Origin of the sequence: Rhizobium etli CFN 42, from assembly GCF_000092045.1 — a bacterium.
Classification (GTDB): Bacteria; Pseudomonadota; Alphaproteobacteria; order Rhizobiales; family Rhizobiaceae; genus Rhizobium; species Rhizobium etli.
On record NC_007761.1, the window covers coordinates 268,522 to 284,805 of the forward strand.

18 protein-coding genes are annotated in these 16,284 nt (G+C 61.2%); 9 read left to right on the plus strand and 9 right to left on the minus strand.

Annotated features, from left to right (window positions below; translation table 11 throughout):
* The first annotated feature begins 111 nt into the window (after window positions 1-111).
* The gene (gene mbfA, locus RHE_RS01300) at window positions 112-1,095 is read left to right on the plus strand and encodes an iron exporter MbfA (RefSeq protein WP_011423642.1); all 984 of its coding nucleotides are present in this window, start codon (window positions 112-114) and stop codon (window positions 1,093-1,095) included.
* Between the two features lie 493 nt (window positions 1,096-1,588).
* Here mbfA and RHE_RS01305 read toward each other — a convergent pair whose 3' ends face one another.
* Both RHE_RS01305 and RHE_RS01310 read right to left on the minus strand, forming a co-directional pair.
* Entirely contained in the window at window positions 1,589-2,188 is a 600-nt protein-coding gene (locus RHE_RS01305; RefSeq protein WP_042117744.1) for a transglutaminase-like cysteine peptidase, read from the minus strand.
* A 146-nt stretch (window positions 2,189-2,334) separates the two neighbouring features.
* The gene (locus RHE_RS01310) at window positions 2,335-3,150 is read right to left on the minus strand and encodes an alpha/beta hydrolase (RefSeq protein ID WP_011423644.1); all 816 of its coding nucleotides are present in this window, start codon (window positions 3,148-3,150) and stop codon (window positions 2,335-2,337) included.
* Window positions 3,151-3,331: 181 nt separating this feature from the next.
* Between RHE_RS01310 and infC the strand changes: the two genes are divergently transcribed.
* The 5 genes from infC to pheT all read left to right on the plus strand — a co-directional run bounded on the left by infC (window position 3,332) and on the right by pheT (window position 8,499).
* Window positions 3,332-3,868 carry a translation initiation factor IF-3 gene (gene infC, locus RHE_RS01315; protein ID WP_073990355.1) on the plus strand — a complete coding sequence of 179 codons (537 nt, stop codon included), beginning with the start codon at window positions 3,332-3,334 and terminating at the stop codon, window positions 3,866-3,868.
* Window positions 3,869-4,176: 308 nt separating this feature from the next.
* A complete protein-coding gene (rpmI, locus tag RHE_RS01320) occupies window positions 4,177-4,380 on the plus strand; it encodes a 50S ribosomal protein L35 (RefSeq protein ID WP_011423646.1) in 204 nt (67 codons plus the stop codon).
* A 39-nt stretch (window positions 4,381-4,419) separates the two neighbouring features.
* On the plus strand, window positions 4,420-4,824 hold the full coding sequence (rplT, locus tag RHE_RS01325; RefSeq protein WP_011423647.1) for a 50S ribosomal protein L20: 405 nt from the start codon (window positions 4,420-4,422) through the stop codon (window positions 4,822-4,824).
* A 152-nt stretch (window positions 4,825-4,976) separates the two neighbouring features.
* Window positions 4,977-6,059, plus strand: a complete 1,083-nt coding sequence (pheS, locus tag RHE_RS01330) for a phenylalanine--tRNA ligase subunit alpha (protein WP_011423648.1) — start codon at window positions 4,977-4,979, stop codon at window positions 6,057-6,059.
* A gap of 16 nt (window positions 6,060-6,075) precedes the next feature.
* Entirely contained in the window at window positions 6,076-8,499 is a 2,424-nt protein-coding gene (gene pheT / locus RHE_RS01335; protein ID WP_011423649.1) for a phenylalanine--tRNA ligase subunit beta, read from the plus strand.
* Between the two features lie 51 nt (window positions 8,500-8,550).
* Here the strand turns inward: pheT and RHE_RS01340 are convergent, their stop codons facing one another.
* Both RHE_RS01340 and RHE_RS01345 read right to left on the minus strand, forming a co-directional pair.
* A complete protein-coding gene (locus tag RHE_RS01340; RefSeq protein ID WP_011423650.1) occupies window positions 8,551-8,910 on the minus strand; it encodes a nuclear transport factor 2 family protein in 360 nt (119 codons plus the stop codon).
* Between the two features lie 90 nt (window positions 8,911-9,000).
* Window positions 9,001-9,996 carry an aldo/keto reductase gene (locus tag RHE_RS01345; RefSeq protein ID WP_011423651.1) on the minus strand — a complete coding sequence of 332 codons (996 nt, stop codon included), beginning with the start codon at window positions 9,994-9,996 and terminating at the stop codon, window positions 9,001-9,003.
* 123 nt (window positions 9,997-10,119) lie between these two features.
* Here RHE_RS01345 and RHE_RS01350 point away from each other — a divergent pair, with 123 nt between their 5' ends.
* The gene (locus tag RHE_RS01350) at window positions 10,120-11,028 is read left to right on the plus strand and encodes a LysR family transcriptional regulator (protein ID WP_011423652.1); all 909 of its coding nucleotides are present in this window, start codon (window positions 10,120-10,122) and stop codon (window positions 11,026-11,028) included.
* Between the two features lie 27 nt (window positions 11,029-11,055).
* Here RHE_RS01350 and RHE_RS01355 read toward each other — a convergent pair whose 3' ends face one another.
* Window positions 11,056-11,553 (minus strand): YciE/YciF ferroxidase family protein, encoded by a 498-nt coding sequence (locus RHE_RS01355; RefSeq protein WP_011423653.1) that lies wholly within the window; start codon window positions 11,551-11,553, stop codon window positions 11,056-11,058.
* Window positions 11,554-11,700: 147 nt separating this feature from the next.
* Here RHE_RS01355 and RHE_RS01360 point away from each other — a divergent pair, with 147 nt between their 5' ends.
* Window positions 11,701-12,318 (plus strand): hypothetical protein, encoded by a 618-nt coding sequence (locus RHE_RS01360; protein WP_011423654.1) that lies wholly within the window; start codon window positions 11,701-11,703, stop codon window positions 12,316-12,318.
* Here the strand turns inward: RHE_RS01360 and RHE_RS01365 are convergent.
* Window positions 12,308-12,751: a GNAT family N-acetyltransferase gene (locus RHE_RS01365; protein WP_011423655.1), complete on the minus strand. Its 444-nt coding sequence runs from the start codon at window positions 12,749-12,751 to the stop codon at window positions 12,308-12,310. The genes RHE_RS01360 and RHE_RS01365 overlap by 11 nt on opposite strands.
* A complete protein-coding gene (locus tag RHE_RS01370) occupies window positions 12,748-13,710 on the minus strand; it encodes an aldo/keto reductase (RefSeq protein ID WP_011423656.1) in 963 nt (320 codons plus the stop codon). The genes RHE_RS01365 and RHE_RS01370 overlap by 4 nt, the downstream gene beginning before the upstream one ends.
* A 186-nt stretch (window positions 13,711-13,896) precedes the next feature.
* Here RHE_RS01370 and RHE_RS01375 point away from each other — a divergent pair, with 186 nt between their 5' ends.
* Complete coding sequence (locus RHE_RS01375) at window positions 13,897-14,883, plus strand: Gfo/Idh/MocA family protein (protein WP_011423657.1); 987 nt, start codon at window positions 13,897-13,899, stop codon at window positions 14,881-14,883.
* Between the two features lie 3 nt (window positions 14,884-14,886).
* On the opposite strand, the gene RHE_RS01380 is transcribed toward RHE_RS01375, so the two are convergent.
* On the minus strand, window positions 14,887-15,261 hold the full coding sequence (locus tag RHE_RS01380) for a GtrA family protein (RefSeq protein WP_011423658.1): 375 nt from the start codon (window positions 15,259-15,261) through the stop codon (window positions 14,887-14,889).
* A complete protein-coding gene (locus tag RHE_RS01385; RefSeq protein WP_011423659.1) occupies window positions 15,258-16,265 on the minus strand; it encodes a glycosyltransferase in 1,008 nt (335 codons plus the stop codon). The genes RHE_RS01380 and RHE_RS01385 overlap by 4 nt, the downstream gene beginning before the upstream one ends.
* Window positions 16,266-16,284: the final 19 nt, after the last annotated feature.

Consider the following 16,284-nt stretch of genomic DNA (forward strand, 5'->3'; position numbering starts at 1 on the left):
AAAGCCGCTCGTGCGGATTGCGGCAATCTGTCAGCCGGTCCGCCCGGGCCACTTGACCACCATCGCTTCCTTGCTTAGGTTTAGAATTATTCTAAATTGTTGGAGAAGTTTATGTTGGCGCGTTTTTTCAGGTCGCCGAAACGATCCTTTGACTCGCTCTCCGAGCAGGAGATTCTCGCCCTTGCGATTGCCTCCGAGGAAGATGACGCCCGCATCTATCTCGCCTATGCCGACAGGCTGCGCCCTGAATTTCCGGCTTCGGCCAAGATCTTTGAAGATATGGCCGAGGTTGAGGACACGCACCGCAAATCGCTGTTCGAAATCCATCGCCAGCGTTTCGGCGAGCGCATCCCGCTGATCCGGCGCGAGCATGTGCAGGGCTTTTACGAGCGCAAGCCGGACTGGTTGAGAGCCAACCTCTCACTCGATGCGATGCGGCAGGAGACCGAGGCGATGGAGGAGCAGGCCTATCGTTTCTATGTCGAGGCGGCAAAGCGCACCACCGACGCCTCGACGCGTGAACTGCTCGGCGACCTCGCGCTCGCCGAACAGGGACATGAGGATATTGCCCGCATGCTGGGCGACACGCACACGCCCGAGGATGTCAGGCATGACGAGGACGAGACGGCGCACAGGCAATTCGTGCTGACTTATGTGCAACCGGGTCTGGCCGGCTTGATGGACGGATCGGTCTCGACGCTGGCGCCGATCTTTGCCGCCGCATTCGCCACCCAGGATACATGGCAGACCTTCCTCGTCGGTCTTTCGGCTTCGGTCGGCGCCGGCATTTCGATGGGCTTCACCGAAGCCGCCCATGACGACGGCAAGATCTCCGGCAGGGGCTCGCCGGTCAAACGTGGCCTTGCCTGCGGCATTATGACGGCGCTCGGCGGCCTCGGCCATGCGCTGCCCTATCTGATACCGCATTTCTGGACGGCGACGATCACCGCCGCCATCATCGTCTTCTTCGAACTCTGGGCGATCGCCTTCATTCAGAACCGCTATATGGAAACCCCCTTCCTGCGTGCCGCCTTCCAGGTCGTGCTCGGCGGCGGCCTCGTGCTCGCCGCCGGTATTTTGATTGGGAATGGGTGAGGAGCGGTCGGCGAAGCCGAGCAATCGATCCAGTGAATCGATTGCAGCGACGAACGCCCTGAGCCCAAGCGAAGGGCCGGGAAACGGTGCGGCATATTAACACCCCATCTCAGGCGGCACGCACCACGATCAGCCCTCATCTTGAGGTGCGCAGGCCGGAGCCTCGAAGGACGAGGGCGGGTGGCTGAACGCCGCTCATCAGCATCTCCGGGACCGGTGGCCAGCCCCGTCCTTCGGGGCTTCGCCCTATGGGCTACGCACCTCACGATGAGGCTGGAGAGAGGGCGTGCCGGCATTCTTGCCCCTCGCTCACGCTCAGTAGATTCGCTTCTATCATCCTCACTCCTCACTGCTCGTCAGGCAAGATGAGGGGCGAGGAGCGCCAGCGACGAATACCTTGAGACCGCGAAAGGCATTGGCGACGCCTCTCCAATCTCCCCAAAAACAAAGGGCCGGCTTTCGCCGGCCTTTCCCCACGTCCCCCTCGAAATGCTTAGCGAAGAGCGCCGACCAGCAGGTCGCGGCCGTTCTCGATGGTGACCCAGCGGCCGGCATTGTAGCTCGACTGGCGCTTGACGAAAGTATAGGCCGTCGCAAACCAGGGCTTCACGTCGGCAGCGAGATTGTCGAGAACGAAATCGCCCCCGGCGGTGCGCAGCGTCAGCACGGCATGGCCTTCACCGTCGGGCTTGCGCACGACGGTCATCAGCAGGTCGGCGGCCGAAAAGCCGCGCTGAATCAGCATGCGGCGCTTCAAGAGCGCGAAATCCTCGCAGTCGCCGGCGGTGGTCGGATAGGCCCAGACCTCGTCCTTGCCGTAGATTTCCTTGTCGGTCATCGGCTTGATCGTGCTGTTGACCGTGGCGTTGACCGAACGGACCAGCGACCACTTCGCCGGCGTCATCTCGACCGGCCCCGCGTTGCGGTTTGCGCCGCATTCACTGCTGTGGATCTGACAGAAATCGTAATGGCCGATCGGTTGCGAAGTGGCGTTGCCTGTTAGCATGGAAGCATTTCTGCTTGGAGCTGGGATGGCGGCAGGCGCCATCGCAAACACGGCCATCATGGCCACAAAGATACCTTTGAATCGCACGCCCGCTCTTTCCTCGATCGCCCCTTAATTATTAACAAATTGTTAATGGAGAGGGCCGAGAAGAGTCAATCGTTACTTCTTGGGAGAGCCTTGCGACTCGCCGACATGGTTAAAATGCAACAGGATTCGAAGCCCGCTTCGGGAGATTATTGCCCGTTTGCGGATGCGCTCATGATGCCTTTGACGGCGCTCAGGAGAAGGGCGATGTCGCCGGGGCGGGAAAGCCGGTGGTCGCCGTCGCGAATGAAGGTCAGCACCACGTCGTCGGCGGGAAGGTGTTCCAGAAGCTTCATCGCGTGCGCATGCGGCACGTCGGGATCTTTCATGCCCTGCAGGATATGGACCGGGCAGCCCGTCTCGATCATGCCGTCGAGCACCCGGTTTTTACGCCCGTCCTCGATCAGTGCCCGCGTATAGATGTTCGGTTCCGGACTGTATTGCGAGCGCTCTTCGAAATAGCCGCGCTCCGCCAGCGATTTGCGCTCCTTGGCCGTAAGGCTCGGCTCGATCAGTTCGGAGGTGAAATCGGGCGCCGGCGCGATCAGCACCATGCCGGCGAGCTTCGGACCACCCTGTCGGGCGAGTTCCTGCGCCAGCCGGAGCGCGATCCAGCCTCCCATCGAGGAGCCGACGAGAATGATGCGCTCGGGCGCAACATGGCGGATAATGGCAAGCGCTTCCTCCAGCCAGCGCGAGATCGTGCCGTCGCGGAAGCTGCCCCCGGAAAGCCCGTGGCCTGAGTAGTCGAGGCGGATGCAGGCCGCACCCAGTTCGCCCGCCAGCCCGTCGAGCTCCAGGGCCTTGGTACCGCTCATGTCCGAACGATAGCCGGATAGCCAAACGAGAGACGGGGCGGTATTGCCGGCTTGGGCGGGGCGGACGAGCATGGCGATTTCACGCGCCGCCTCGCCTTCACCGACCGTCACGAACTGGGGCTGGGCATTGGCCATCGGGTCGGGCATCGGCGAAACTCCTGTTGTTTTGACCTATAAAACAGATTCTTGGCAGGCTGACAGCAGGTGATTTTTCCGCTATAGGGTGATATTGACTCCGTTGCAGCGATAACGAGATAGGTTTGCGCCCCCCTGATGATCGGGAGCGCGCGGCTGCAACGTTCCGAAACAACGCGAGGAGAATACGACCATTCGCAGACCTTTTAAGACCGATGCGCCCGTGAAGGACGGACCGCGCTCGAATCGTGAAATCCGCATTCCCAAAGTTCAGCTGATCGCGGCTGACGGACAGAATATGGGCGTCGTGCCTACCGACCAGGCCTTGAGAATGGCGGAAGAAGCCGGCCTCGATCTTGTCGAAATTTCCCCCAATGCCGAACCCCCGGTGTGTAAGATCCTCGATCTGGGCAAGCTGAAATATGCCAACCAGAAAAAGGCTGCCGAGGCGCGCAAGAAGCAGAAAATCGTCGAAGTCAAAGAAATCAAGATGCGCCCGAACATCGACACCCATGATTATGAGGTGAAGATGAAGGCGATGGGCCGTTTCTTCGACGAAGGCGACAAGGTCAAGGTGACGCTGAAATTCCGCGGCCGTGAAATGGCCCACCAGGAACTCGGCATGAAGCTTCTGCAGCAGGTCAAGGCCGATACAACCGAGATCGCCAAGGTGGAAGCCGAGCCCAAGCTCGAAGGCCGTCAGATGATGATGGTGCTGGCGCCGAAGTAAGCGCCAGACACTTTTTGCTCGAGGCCGTCCGCAAGGGCGGCTTTTATGCGTTCGGCCACGCTATCTTCGGCGCGCGAAGATTCCTCCACGGACCCGTTGCACTTTAATGACGCTGCGGTTATAAGCGCGCGTCCGAACTGACCGGCAGGGCATGCCGTGGCAGTTTCGAATGCTTGCGGAACGGTTCGTCGCCGATGCCGCAGATCAACAACAAATGCTCCCGCACCTTGTTGCGACGGCCGGAGAACCGGACTTCGCGAGGAGGGCTTTTTGATGAAGCGCGCAGGGAGGACAGAAGGAGTAGCAAAATGCCCAAGATGAAGACGAAGTCCGCTGCCAAGAAGCGGTTCAAGATCACCGCATCCGGCAAGGTCAAGGCGGCTGCCGCTGGCAAGCGCCATGGCATGATCAAGCGCACGAACAAGTTCATTCGCGATGCACGCGGCACGATGGTTCTCGCAGAACCCGATGGCCGCAAGGTCGTGAAGAACTATCTGCCGAACGGTCTCTGAGACTATTCCGGTAACGCGTTAGATTAAGGAGATCATGAAATGGCACGTGTAAAGAGAGGCGTCGCAGCCCACGCCAAGCATAAGAAGGTTCTGAAGGCCGCGAAGGGCTTTTACGGCCGCCGCAAGAACACCATCCGTACCGCCAAGGCTGCCGTCGATCGCGCCAAGCAGTACGCCTACCGCGACCGCAAGGTCAACAAGCGCAACTTCCGCGCCCTCTGGATTCAGCGCATCAACGCTGCCGTCCGTGAATTCGGCCTGACCTATGGCCGCTTCATCGACGGCCTGAACAAGGCCGGCATCGAAGTCGACCGTAAGGTTCTCTCCGACATGGCGATCCACGAGCCGGAAGCATTCGGCGCCCTGGTTGCTGCCGCCAAGAAGGCCCTTGAGTATCTCAAGGAAACCGGCACGGCGAACGAGTTTGAAGGCGCGGTTCGGTAACCAGCGCTTCCCAAGCTTGACGCTTTTTTGAATTTTGGGAAACCCGCGCTGGTTTGGGCTGGCGCGGGTTTTTCTTTCTTTATATTCCTTGCGCCCGTTCGGCGCCGCCTGCCTCCCGATCCCCGCCTGATACTGGACGGAAAGAAGTGACAATGTCAGATATCGACCAGCTCAACTCATCGCTGCTCGCGGAAATCGCCGCCGCCAATGACGAGGCAGCCCTGGAAGCCGTGCGCGTGTCTGCGCTTGGCAAGAAGGGCTCCGTCTCCGAACTCCTGAAGACGCTCGGCTCCATGACGCCGGAGGAACGCCAGACCCGGGGCGCTGCGATCAACGCCCTGAAGAATGCGGTGACGGACGCCGTTGCCGAGCGTAGGTCGGTGCTGAAAGTTGCGGCTGTCAATGCGCGGCTTAAGGCCGAGACGGTCGATGTCAGCCTGCCGGTGCGCTCCTCGCCCGCCGAGCGCGGCCGCATCCATCCGATCAGCCAGATCGTCGACGAGATCACCGCGATCTTCGCCGACATGGGTTTCTCGATCGCCGAAGGTCCCGATATCGAGACCGACTACTACAATTTCACCGCGCTGAATTTTCCCGAAGGCCATCCGGCCCGCGAGATGCACGACACCTTCTTCTTCAATCCGGATGAGAATGGTGAGCGCAAGGTGCTGCGCACCCATACCTCGCCGGTGCAGGTGCGCACCATGGAAGCGCAGCAGCCGCCGATCCGCATCATTATTCCCGGCAAGACCTACCGCCAGGATTCGGACGCCACGCATTCGCCGATGTTCCATCAGGTCGAGGGGCTTGTCATCGACAAGAAGGCCAATGTCGCCAACATCCGCTGGGTGCTGGAAGAATTCTGCAAGACTTTCTTCGAGGTAGACAGCGTGACGATGCGTTTCCGCCCGTCCTTCTTCCCCTTCACCGAGCCCTCTTTCGAGGTCGACATCCAATGCGACCGCTCCGGCCCGATCGTCAAGTTCGGCGAAGGCACCGACTGGATGGAGATTCTCGGCTGCGGCATGGTCCATCCGAACGTGCTGCGCTACGGCGGGCTCGATCCGGACGAATATCAGGGTTTTGCCTGGGGCATGGGCCTCGACCGCATCGCCATGCTGAAATACGGCATGCCCGACCTGCGCGACTTCTTCAATGCCGACGTCCGCTGGATGACGCATTACGGCTTCCGCCCGCTCGACATGCCGACGCTGTTCGGCGGTCTGAGCGCTTGAACGGAGATTTGGGACGATGAAATTCACGCTCTCCTGGCTGAAAGAGCATCTCGAAACGGATGCCACGCTCGATGAAATCTGCGCCCGCCTCACCGAGATCGGGTTGGAAGTCGAGGATGTCGACGACAAGGCGGCGTTCAAGCCCTTCGTCATTGCCAAGGTCCTCTCGGCGGAAAAACACCCCCAGGCCGATCGCCTGAAGGTGCTGATGGTCGATACCGGATCCGGCGCGCCGGTGCAGGTTGTCTGCGGTGCCCCGAATGCACGCGCCGGCCTCGTCGGCGCCTTTGCCGCACCTGGAACCTATGTTCCCGGCATCGAGGTGACGCTGGCCGTCGGCAATATCCGCGGCGTCGAAAGCCGCGGCATGATGTGCTCCGAAAAGGAACTGCAGATCTCCGACAATCATGACGGCATCATTGATCTGCCGGAAGATGCGCCGGTCGGCCAAAGTTATGCCGCCTACGCCCATCTCGACGATCCTGTCATCGAGATCAACCTGACGCCGAACCGGCCGGACTGCACCTCGATCCACGGCATCGCCCGTGATCTCGCCGCCTCCGGTCTCGGCGTGCTGAAGACGCGGTCTGCGCCTGCCTTCAGCATCGAAGGCGAAACGCCGGTGAAGCTGACGCTCGATCTCGACGATCCCAGGCTCTGCCCCGGCTTTGCCCTGCGTCTCGTGCGCGGCGTCAGGAACGGTCCGAGCCCGCGCTGGCTGCAGCAGCGGCTCACCGCCATCGGCCTGCGCCCGATCAATGCGCTGGTTGATGTCACCAATTACATGACCTTCGATCAGGGGCGGCCGATCCACGTTTTCGACGCCGCCAAGATCAAGGGCAATCTCACCGTCCGCCGCGCCAGGGAGGGAGAGACCGTGCTGGCGCTCGACCAGCGTGAATACAAGCTCGGCCCGAACAACGTCGTCATATCAGATGAGGAGGGCATCGAATCGATCGGCGGCATCATGGGCGGCGAACATTCCGGCTGCGACGACGACACCGTCGACGTGCTGATCGAATCCGCTCTGTGGGACCCGATGAACATCGCCAAGTCGGGCCGCAGCCTCGGCATCATCACCGATGCCCGCTATCGCTTCGAACGCGGCGTCGATCCGGAATACATGGTTCCCGGTCTCGAACGCACGACGGAACTGGTGCTGGAACTCTGCGGCGGTACCGCCGCCAGGGCCGAGGTTGTCGGCTATCACGGGTACGATCCGAAGGTCGTCGATTTCCCCTATTCGGAGGTCAAGCGCCTGACCGGCCTCGACGTCTCGAATGAGGAAAGCAACACGATCCTGACGCGTCTCGGCTTCAGTGTCTCCGGTTCCGGCGAGCACGTCTCCGTTGCTGTTCCCTCGTGGCGCCCCGATGTCGACGGCAAGGCCGATCTCGTCGAGGAGGTCATGCGCATCCATGGCGTCGACAATATCAAGCCGGCGCCGCTCGAAAGCCATGCCGCTGTCAATGGCAGGATTCTGACGACTCTGCAGATCCGTACCCGTGCGGCCAAGCGGGCGCTGGCCGCGCGCGGCATGCTCGAGGCGGTCACCTGGTCCTTCATTCCAGAAGATCAGGCAAAGCTCTTCGGCGGCGGTTCGCCAGCCCTCAAACTTGCCAACCCGATCGCCGCCGAAATGTCGGACATGCGTCCGTCTTTGCTGCCGGGTCTGCTGACCGCGGCTCAGCGCAATGCCGATAAGGGTTATTCCGACGTCGCCATCTTCGAGGTCTCCGGCACCTATGAAAACGACCGGCCGGAAGGCCAGCGCCGTGTCGCCGGCGGCATCCGCCGCGGCACGGCCTCGCTTGCCGGCGCTGGCCGCATGTGGTCGAACGTCGCCAGGGGCGGCGGCAAGCCGGTCGACGTCTTCGACGCCAAGGCCGATGCGCTCGCCGTCATCGAAGCCTGCGGCCTGCCGATGGGCAACATCCAGATCGAGCAGGGCGGCCCCGAATGGTTTCATCCCGGCCGCTCCGGCACGATCAAGATGGGGCCGAAGATCGTGCTCGGCTATTTCGGCGAATTCCATCCGTTGACGCTGGAAGCCCTTGATGTCTCCGGCGCTCTCTGCGGCTTCGAAGTCTATCTCGATGCCATGGCGGAGCCGAAGAAGAAGGCGACCCGCACCAAGCCTGCGCTCGATCTGTCGCCCTTCCAGGCGGTCAAGCGCGACTTCGCCTTCGTCGTCGACAAGACGGTGGAATCAGGCGCGATCGTCAAGGCTGCGACCGGCGCCGACCGTAAGCTCATCACCGGCATCAACGTCTTCGACATTTTCGAGGGCGCATCGGTCGGCGAGGGCAAGAAGTCGGTGGCGATCGAGGTTCAGATCCAGCCGGTCGATCGGACGCTGACGGACGAGGATTTCGAGGCGCTGACGCAGAAGATCGTCGCCAGCGTCACGAAATTCACCGGCGGCGTCCTCAGAAGCTGAGCTTCATCTGCCGAAGATAGGATGGACCGGTCGCGCAAGCGGCCGGTCTTTTCATGTGTGCAGATGATAGAGTTTGCTGACGATCACCCATCGGCCTTCGATCTTCAGCAGCGAAAGATAGTCGGTGAAGCGCATTCCGGCGAAATCGTCGGTGACCTTCACGCTTGCTGCGTCACCCTCGACATCGACGTTCTGGATGTCCATAAAAGGCTGCGTGCCGGGAGGGGCTGGCTCCTCGGCCAGGATCGCGGCGATGAATTCGTCCCGCGTCAGCCATTCGACGGCATTCTGGTAATAGCCGATGATCGAGCTTTTCGGGTGGAAGGCCTTCTTCAAGGCCGCCGCATTGGCGAAGGCCATGCCTTCGACATAGAGATGAACCGTCTGTTCGACTGCCTGCCTGTCCGACATGTTTCCATCCCGTTCTCCGAGATGGCGTTAGATAGTTTCGCCGACCGCGAAGGCAAGCCCGGCCGGTCGCAACTGCCGGGCTTGTCTGCCTCAAATGTTCGTCATGGCAAGCGAGGCATCCGAATAGCGCTTGCCGGCCACCTGCGCCGCGGGGATCGATTCACCGAGCTGATCGAGTTCCTCCACGCTGAGCACGATATCGGCGGCGGCAACGTTCTGTTCAAGGTGGTGTAACTTGCGTGCGCCGGGGATCGGCACGATGTCGTCGCCCTGGTGCAGCACCCAGGCCAGTGCCAGCTGCGCCGCCGTCACGCCTTTTGCAGCCGCAAGCTTTTCGAGCGTTGCGACAAGCGCCGCATTGGCGTCAAAATTTTCAGCCTGGAAACGCGGCACCTGCCGGCGGAAATCGTCGGCGGCAAGGTCGTCGGCCTTGCGAATCGCTCCTGTCAGGAAGCCGCGGCCGAGCGGGCTGTAAGGCACGAAGCCGATGCCGAGTTCGCGGCAGGTGGCAAGCACATCCTCTTCGGGATCGCGCGTCCAGAGCGAATATTCGCTCTGAAGCGCTGCGATCGGATGGACCGCATGCGCCCGGCGGATGGTGGCGCTGCCGGCTTCCGAAAGTCCGAGCGCTCGGACTTTGCCTTCCCTCACCAGCTCGGCCATGACGCCGACCGTCTCCTCGATCGGCACGTTGGGATCGACCCGGTGCTGGTAGAGCAGGTCGATAGTCTCGATGCCGAGACGTTTCAGCGAAGCCTCGGCAACCGCCCTGACATGTTCGGGGCGGCTGTCGACGCCGGCGATGGCGGCAGCGCCCGCTTTACTGGTATCGATCTTGAAGCCGAATTTGGTGGCGATCACCACGCGGTCGCGAAAGGGCTTCAGCGCTTTTCCGAGGAGGATCTCGTTGGTGAAAGGACCGTAGACTTCGGCAGTGTCGAAGAAGGTAACGCCGAGATCAACGGCGCGGTTGAGCGTCCGGATCGATTCCGCTTCATCGCTGGTGCCATAGGCAAAGCTCATACCCATGCAGCCAAGGCCGACGGCTGAGACGGTGAGATCGTTTCCGAGTTTCCGGGTTTTCATAATGCGCTCCTTGTTCTGAGCTGATTGTGAAGGATATCGTTGCGGTACGGGCTGATGATATCGGCGGGGGATCGATCAGAAAATGCATGCAGTTTCTAACGGCCTGTTCTATCATTTCGATCAATGAACAGAACTCAGCTCTCGCAACTCGCCGTTCTCGCCGCCGTTTCCGAGCATCGCAGCTTTCGTGCAGCGGCCAGGGAACTCCTCGTCGCGCCGTCGGCCATCAGCCATGCGATCTCGAGCCTTGAGGAAAGTCTGGGCGTCAGACTTCTGGCGCGCACCACCCGCAGCGTCGCGCCGACGGAGGAGGGCCGCCTGCTCCTCGAAAGGCTGCGACCGGCGCTGGAGGAGATCGATGTTGCCTTGGAGGCCGTCAGAGATACGCGCGGCAAGCCCGCGGGAAATCTGCGCATCACCGCGCCGCGCTTCGCCTCCGATATTTTGCTCGCCCCGCGCCTCGGCGATTTTCTCAATCTCTATCCCGACATCACTCTGGAGATCGCCAATGAGGACGGTTTCACCGATATTGTCAGGGAAGGTTTCGACGCCGGCATCCGGCTGGAGGAGAGCCTCGAGGCCGATATGATCGCCGTCAGGATCTCGCCCAAGCTGACGACCGTCATCGCGGCCTCGCCGGACTATTTCGAGCGCTACCCGAAGCCGGAGCACCCGCGCGATCTTGTCCATCACCGCTGCATCAAACGGCGCTTCACCAACGGCTCGATCTATCGCTGGGAATTCGAAAAGGACGGGCAGGAACTGATCGTTGCCGTCGATGGACCGCTTGTTGTCAGCGAAGACCGGCTGGCCCTGCTTGCGGCTCTGAACGGTGCCGGCCTCGCCTATCTCTTCGACATGCGGGTGCATGCCGAACTCGCAGCCGGCAGATTGGTGCGGGTGCTGGAGGATTGGTGCGCGCCCTATCCCGGCCCATTCGTCTATTATCCAAGCCGGCGGCAGATGCGGCCGGCGCTGCGCGCCTTCATAGACTTCTTCAAATATGCGGAGACGGGCAAGGGCGGCCGGTAGAAATGACGGCCACCCTTCCCATATAGGTCAGGCGGCCTTCGCCTTCTGGTTCGCCGCGGTGGTGGCGAGCTGCGAGAGTTTCTTGTCGGTGGCCGTCTCTTCCTGCAGCGTCTGATCGAGCAGGCTGACGACATCCTTGAGGCCGAGCGTTGCAGCCCAGGTTTTCAGCGTACCGTAACGGGCGATTTCATAGTGTTCGACGGACTGCGCGGCCGAAATCAGACCGGCATCCAGCGCCGGCGTGCCCTTGAATTCTTCCATGATCTCTTCGCCCTCGGCGATAATGCCCTGGATCGCCTCGCAGGTCTTGCCCTGGGCGCGCTTGCCGATCTTTTCAAAAACCTGCTGCAGGCGCTCGACTTGGGCTTCGGTTTCCTCGAGATGCTTCTGGAAGCCCGCCTTCAGTTCGGAGGACTGGGCGGCGCGCGCCATCTTCGGCAGGGCGCGTAATATCTGTCGCTCGGCAAAATAGATGTCCTTGAGCGTGTCGTAGAAGAGATCTTCCAACGTCTTTTCCTTGGCCATTTTCTCGATCCTTGTTTTGGGAAAGGCCGCGAATGCGGCGACACTCTAAGAAGCGAAGATCGCGCAATTTGTTCCCGATCGATTTCGGGTGGACTGGAAAACCGCGCCGGGCAATCATCCTGCCGCCGATGGGGAGGAAGAAAGATCATGCGAAAGCCGGGTTCGATGAAAGGTCTGGAGGATCTCGGCCGCGTGCGGCTATCGCAAAACTTCTTCTTCCGCGATTTCCTGCATTCCGAGATCGCCGATTTCTACCGTATTCCCAATATCCCCGAGAATCCTGATCTGGCGATCGAAGCCGGCACGCGGCTTTGCGAGGAACTGCTGGAGCCGCTGGAAGCGACGTTCGGGCGTCTTCACATCCGCTCCGGCTACCGCTCGCCTGAGGTCAACCGCTTCGGCAACGCGAACAATCTGAACTGTTCCACCAATGCCGCCACCGCTGCGCATCACATCTGGGATATGAGGGACTTCGACGGGTGCATGGGCGCCGCCGTCTGCATTGCCGTGCCGTGGGTGATCGACCGCTATCGCGATGAAAGCGACTGGCAGCGGCTCGCCTGGTGGATCCACGACAATTTGCCCTACGCCTCGCTCTGCTTCTTTCCGAAGCTCTGGGCCTTCAATATCCAATGGCACGAACGGCCGAAGCGGGTGATCCAGAGCTATGTCAGCCCGCGCGGCATCCTCACCAAGCCGGGCATGGCGAACTGGGAGGGTGATCACGCTGCTTTGTACGAAGGATTCCCCCCGCTCAGAAACTGATGCGATAGCGGATGTGGCCGTCGCTTTCGACATAGCTGTCGTAGAGCGCGCGGGCCGTCGTGTTCTGCTCGCTCGTATGCCAATAGAGCCGTGACAAGCCATTCGCCTTGCAGAGCGCGACGAGATCGTCCAGCAGCGCCCGGCCGATGCCCTTGCCGCGCGCAGCGGGATCGACGAAGAGGTCTTCGAGATAGCAGTCCTTGCCGCGGATCCAGGTGCCCTCATGCGTCAGGAAAAGAGCAAAGCCCATGATCCTGCCATCGATCTCGGCGACGCGCATCGCTATCGCCGAGGCCGGATCGAAGACCCGGCGCCATGTCTGGTCGGTGATATCGGCATCGACAGTCACGTCGTAAAAGGCGAGATAGGCGGCCCAGAGTTCGCGCCAGCGGGCTTCGTCCTCGGGGCGGGCATCACGTATCGTTGCGGTCATGACTCTGTTCTTTCAGTGCCGGCTTCGTCGAGCAGCGCCATTGCGTCGTTGGAAAGGGAAAGTGTCGCAGACTTCACCAGGCTTTCGAGCTGTGACAGGCTGGTCGCGCTGGCGATCGGCGCCGTCACGCCCTTCTTGCGCAACAGCCAGGCAAGCGAGATTTCCGCCGGCTTGGCGCCGGTCTCGGCAGACACCTTGTCGAGCGCGGCGAGAATGCGCAGGCCCCTTTCGTCGAGATATTGCGAAACACGGCCTTCGCGCGCCCGTCCCTGCGTGTCGGCCTTGCTGCGATATTTCCCGGTGAGAAAGCCAGCGGCGAGGCCAAAATAGGTGATGACGCCGATATTCTGACGGACGCAGAGATCGGCAAGCGGCCCTTCGAAGCTGGCGCGTTGGTAAAGATTATACTCCGGCTGCAGCACCTCGTATCGCGGCAGGCCGGCTTTCTCAGCTGCGTCGAAGGACGCCTGCAGCAGATCCGCATCATAGTTCGAGCAGCCGATGGCGCGGATCTTGCCCTGCTGTTTCAGCTTCGCAAAGGCGCCGAGTGTTTCCTCGTGCGGCGTGTCGGCATCCGGCCAATGGGAGAGATAGAGATCGATATAGTCGGTCTGCAGCCGGCGCAGCGACGCCTCGACTGCCGCAAGAATGTAGCTCTCCTTGAGCGTCTTTCCCTGGCCCATATCCGAGCCCACCTTGGTGACGATGACGGCCTTGTCGCGTGCGATCCGCGCCTGTTTCAGCCAGCGTCCGATGATCTCCTCGGAATCGCCGCCCTTGTTGCCGGGAACCCATGCGGAATAGACGTCCGCCGTATCGATCGTGTTGAGCCCGGCATCGAAAAAGGTGTCGAGAATGGCGAAGGATGTTTTCTCGTCGGCCGTCCAGCCGAAGACATTGCCGCCGATCACGATCGGCGCGACCGAAAGACCTGTCTTTCCAAGCCGGCGCATTTCCATAAGGCTCTCCAAGAATGGGTGAAATATCTAAGGGTCTATTGAATCGGAAACGGCAGAATGCCTCCGGCTAAGCTAGAGCTTTTCCGGCGCCGGGCAAACCCGGCTTCCGCAATTTCATGCCTCGCCATTGCGTCGCGGCGGAGGCCTGAATATGGTTCGCCGACATTGGTTTTGGGAGGCTCGCACATGCTGCGTTTCGGTATCATTTCAACGGCGAAGATCGGCCGGGACAATGTCGTTCCCGCCATCCAGGACGCCGAAAATTGCGTCGTCACGGCGATTGCCAGCCGCGATCTGACGCGGGCAAGGGAGATGGCCGACCGCTTCTCCGTGCCGCATGCCTTCGGCTCCTATGAGGAAATGCTGGCTTCCGACGTCATCGACGCCGTCTATATCCCGCTGCCGACCTCGCAGCACATCGAATGGTCGATCAAAGCAGCCGATGCCGGCAAGCATGTGGTCTGCGAAAAGCCGCTGGCCCTGAAGGCCGGCGATATCGACGCGGTGATCGCCGCGCGCGACCGCAATAAGGTGGTGGTCACGGAAGCCTATATGATCACCTATTCGCCGGTCTGGCAGAAGGTGCGCTCGCTGATCGATGAGGGCGCGATCGGCTCGCTCCGGCATGTGCAGGGCGCCTTCACCTATTTCAATCGCGATGCCTCCAACATGCGCAACATTCCCGAGCTCGGCGGTGGCGGCCTTCCCGATATCGGCGTCTACCCCGTCATGAGCACGCGCTTTTCCACCGGCAAGGAGCCGCTTCGGATCCAGGCGAATACCGAGCGCGATCCGGATTTCGGCACCGATATCTATTCGAGCGTCAAGGCCGACTTCGATGATTTCGAGCTGAGCTTCTATGTCTCGACGCAGATGGCCAACCGCCAGATCATGGTTTTTCACGGTACCAACGGTTACATCGAGGTCAAGTCGCCGTTCAACGCCAATCGTTGGGGGCCTGAAGAGATCGAACTGGCTGATCGCAGCCACAATGAATCGCGCATCTTCCGCTTCCAGGACAGCCGCCAGTACAGGCGCGAGGTCGAGGCTTTCGCTCGGGCCGTAGAGAACGGCAAGGAAGAGGTCGTTACGCTGGAAAATTCGAAGCTGAACCAGAAGGTCATCGATGCGATCTATCGCGCCAGCGAGAAGGATGGCTGGGAGGCGGTCTGATAATCACGCGCGGAAGACGAAGCGCGAATAGCCGAAGAAGCTGAAGACCATTGCGGCGATACTGGCGACCACCATCGCCGCAAGCGGCTGAAGCCCCGGCAGCGAAAGCAGGAGTGCCGAATAAAGCCCGTAATTGACGAGCGCCGCCGTGACTCCGACCGAGCCGTAGCGGAAGCCTTCCACGGCGAGCGAGCGGCCCGAGCGATCGAATGTGAAGTTCCGGTTGAAGACCCAGGTTGACGCCATTGCGAAGGCGATCGCGATGAGCCGCGCCACGAAGGGGCCGAGCGGCGTCAGATCGAGTAGCGCCGACAGCACACCGGCGTCGACGAGAAAGCCGATGCCGCCGGCAATCGCAAAACGGATGAGCTTCTTCACGCGGCATCCGCCTTGCCACGGCCCCGGCGCAACGCCGTCGCTGGCTCGCGATCAGGCAGTTTGGCCGCACTTGGGGTCTCCAGGTTCATATAATGGATGCGAAGCTGCTCGGCCCGGGCCCGGGCCACGGAATCCAGGATGACGCCGGCGGTAAAAAGCATGAAGGAGATCATCATCAGCGCCATCGACAGCACCCAGGTAGGCATGCGGCTGACGAGACCCGTGTCGAAGTATTCCGCCAGCACCGGCGTCATGAAGCCGAGGCTCGTCAGCATGAAGGCGGCGCTGATCGCGCTGAAGAAGGCGAAGGGCCGCGTTTCCTTCATCAGCATCGCGAACATCCAGAGGATTTTTCCGCCGTCGCGGAACGTCGAAAGCTTGGAGTGCGAACCTTCCGGCCGGCGGCCATAATCCAGTTCCAGCTCGCTGACCGGCAGTTTCAGCCGGGAGGCGTGCACGGACATTTCGGTTTCGATCTCGAAGCCGCCCGAAACCGCCGGGAAGCTCTTGACGAAGCGGCGCGAGAAAGCGCGGTAACCAGAAAAAATATCGGTGAAGTCGGGGCCGAAGATCGTCCGGTAGAGCAGGTTGAAAAGCCGGTTGCCAAGCGCATGGCCCTGACGGCCGGCATCGTCATGCACGCCCCGCCGGGTTCCCACAACCATGTCGGCCTGCTCGGTGAGAAGCGTCCGCATCAGTTCCTCGGCATCGTCGGGTGCATAGGTTCCGTCGCCGTCGGCGATGATGTAGATGTCGGCCTCGATGTCGGCGAACATGCGGCGCACAACATGTCCCTTGCCTTGCCGCCGCTCGCGCACGACATGCGCTCCGGCCAGCATCGCCTGCAGCGCGGTGCCGTCGGTGGAATTATTGTCGTAGACGTAGATCGCAGCTTCCGGCAGCGTCGCCCGGAAGCCCCGCACTACAGAGCCGATCGTCGCAGCTTCGTTGTAGCAGGGAAGTAGGACGGCAATGTCCGGGTGATCGGTACGCGTTCGGGCCATGACTCTACTCGTTACACTG

Excerpts from the sequence above, each read along its gene's own strand:
- RHE_RS01385 (WP_011423659.1), bottom strand. The coding sequence starts at position 16,265 with ATGGCCCGAACGCGTACCGATCACCCGGACATTGCCGTCCTACTTCCC.
- rpmI (WP_011423646.1), top strand. The coding sequence starts at position 4,177 with ATGCCCAAGATGAAGACGAAGTCCGCTGCCAAGAAGCGGTTCAAGATC.
- RHE_RS01310 (WP_011423644.1), bottom strand. The coding sequence starts at position 3,150 with ATGCCCGACCCGATGGCCAATGCCCAGCCCCAGTTCGTGACGGTCGGT.
- RHE_RS01340 (WP_011423650.1), bottom strand. The coding sequence starts at position 8,910 with ATGTCGGACAGGCAGGCAGTCGAACAGACGGTTCATCTCTATGTCGAA.
- rplT (WP_011423647.1), top strand. The coding sequence starts at position 4,420 with ATGGCACGTGTAAAGAGAGGCGTCGCAGCCCACGCCAAGCATAAGAAG.
- mbfA (WP_011423642.1), top strand. The coding sequence starts at position 112 with ATGTTGGCGCGTTTTTTCAGGTCGCCGAAACGATCCTTTGACTCGCTC.
- RHE_RS01345 (WP_011423651.1), bottom strand. The coding sequence starts at position 9,996 with ATGAAAACCCGGAAACTCGGAAACGATCTCACCGTCTCAGCCGTCGGC.
- RHE_RS01355 (WP_011423653.1), bottom strand. The coding sequence starts at position 11,553 with ATGGCCAAGGAAAAGACGTTGGAAGATCTCTTCTACGACACGCTCAAG.
- RHE_RS01360 (WP_011423654.1), top strand. The coding sequence starts at position 11,701 with ATGCGAAAGCCGGGTTCGATGAAAGGTCTGGAGGATCTCGGCCGCGTG.
- RHE_RS01375 (WP_011423657.1), top strand. The coding sequence starts at position 13,897 with ATGCTGCGTTTCGGTATCATTTCAACGGCGAAGATCGGCCGGGACAAT.
- pheS (WP_011423648.1), top strand. The coding sequence starts at position 4,977 with ATGTCAGATATCGACCAGCTCAACTCATCGCTGCTCGCGGAAATCGCC.
- RHE_RS01365 (WP_011423655.1), bottom strand. The coding sequence starts at position 12,751 with ATGACCGCAACGATACGTGATGCCCGCCCCGAGGACGAAGCCCGCTGG.
- RHE_RS01370 (WP_011423656.1), bottom strand. The coding sequence starts at position 13,710 with ATGGAAATGCGCCGGCTTGGAAAGACAGGTCTTTCGGTCGCGCCGATC.
- pheT (WP_011423649.1), top strand. The coding sequence starts at position 6,076 with ATGAAATTCACGCTCTCCTGGCTGAAAGAGCATCTCGAAACGGATGCC.
- RHE_RS01350 (WP_011423652.1), top strand. The coding sequence starts at position 10,120 with ATGAACAGAACTCAGCTCTCGCAACTCGCCGTTCTCGCCGCCGTTTCC.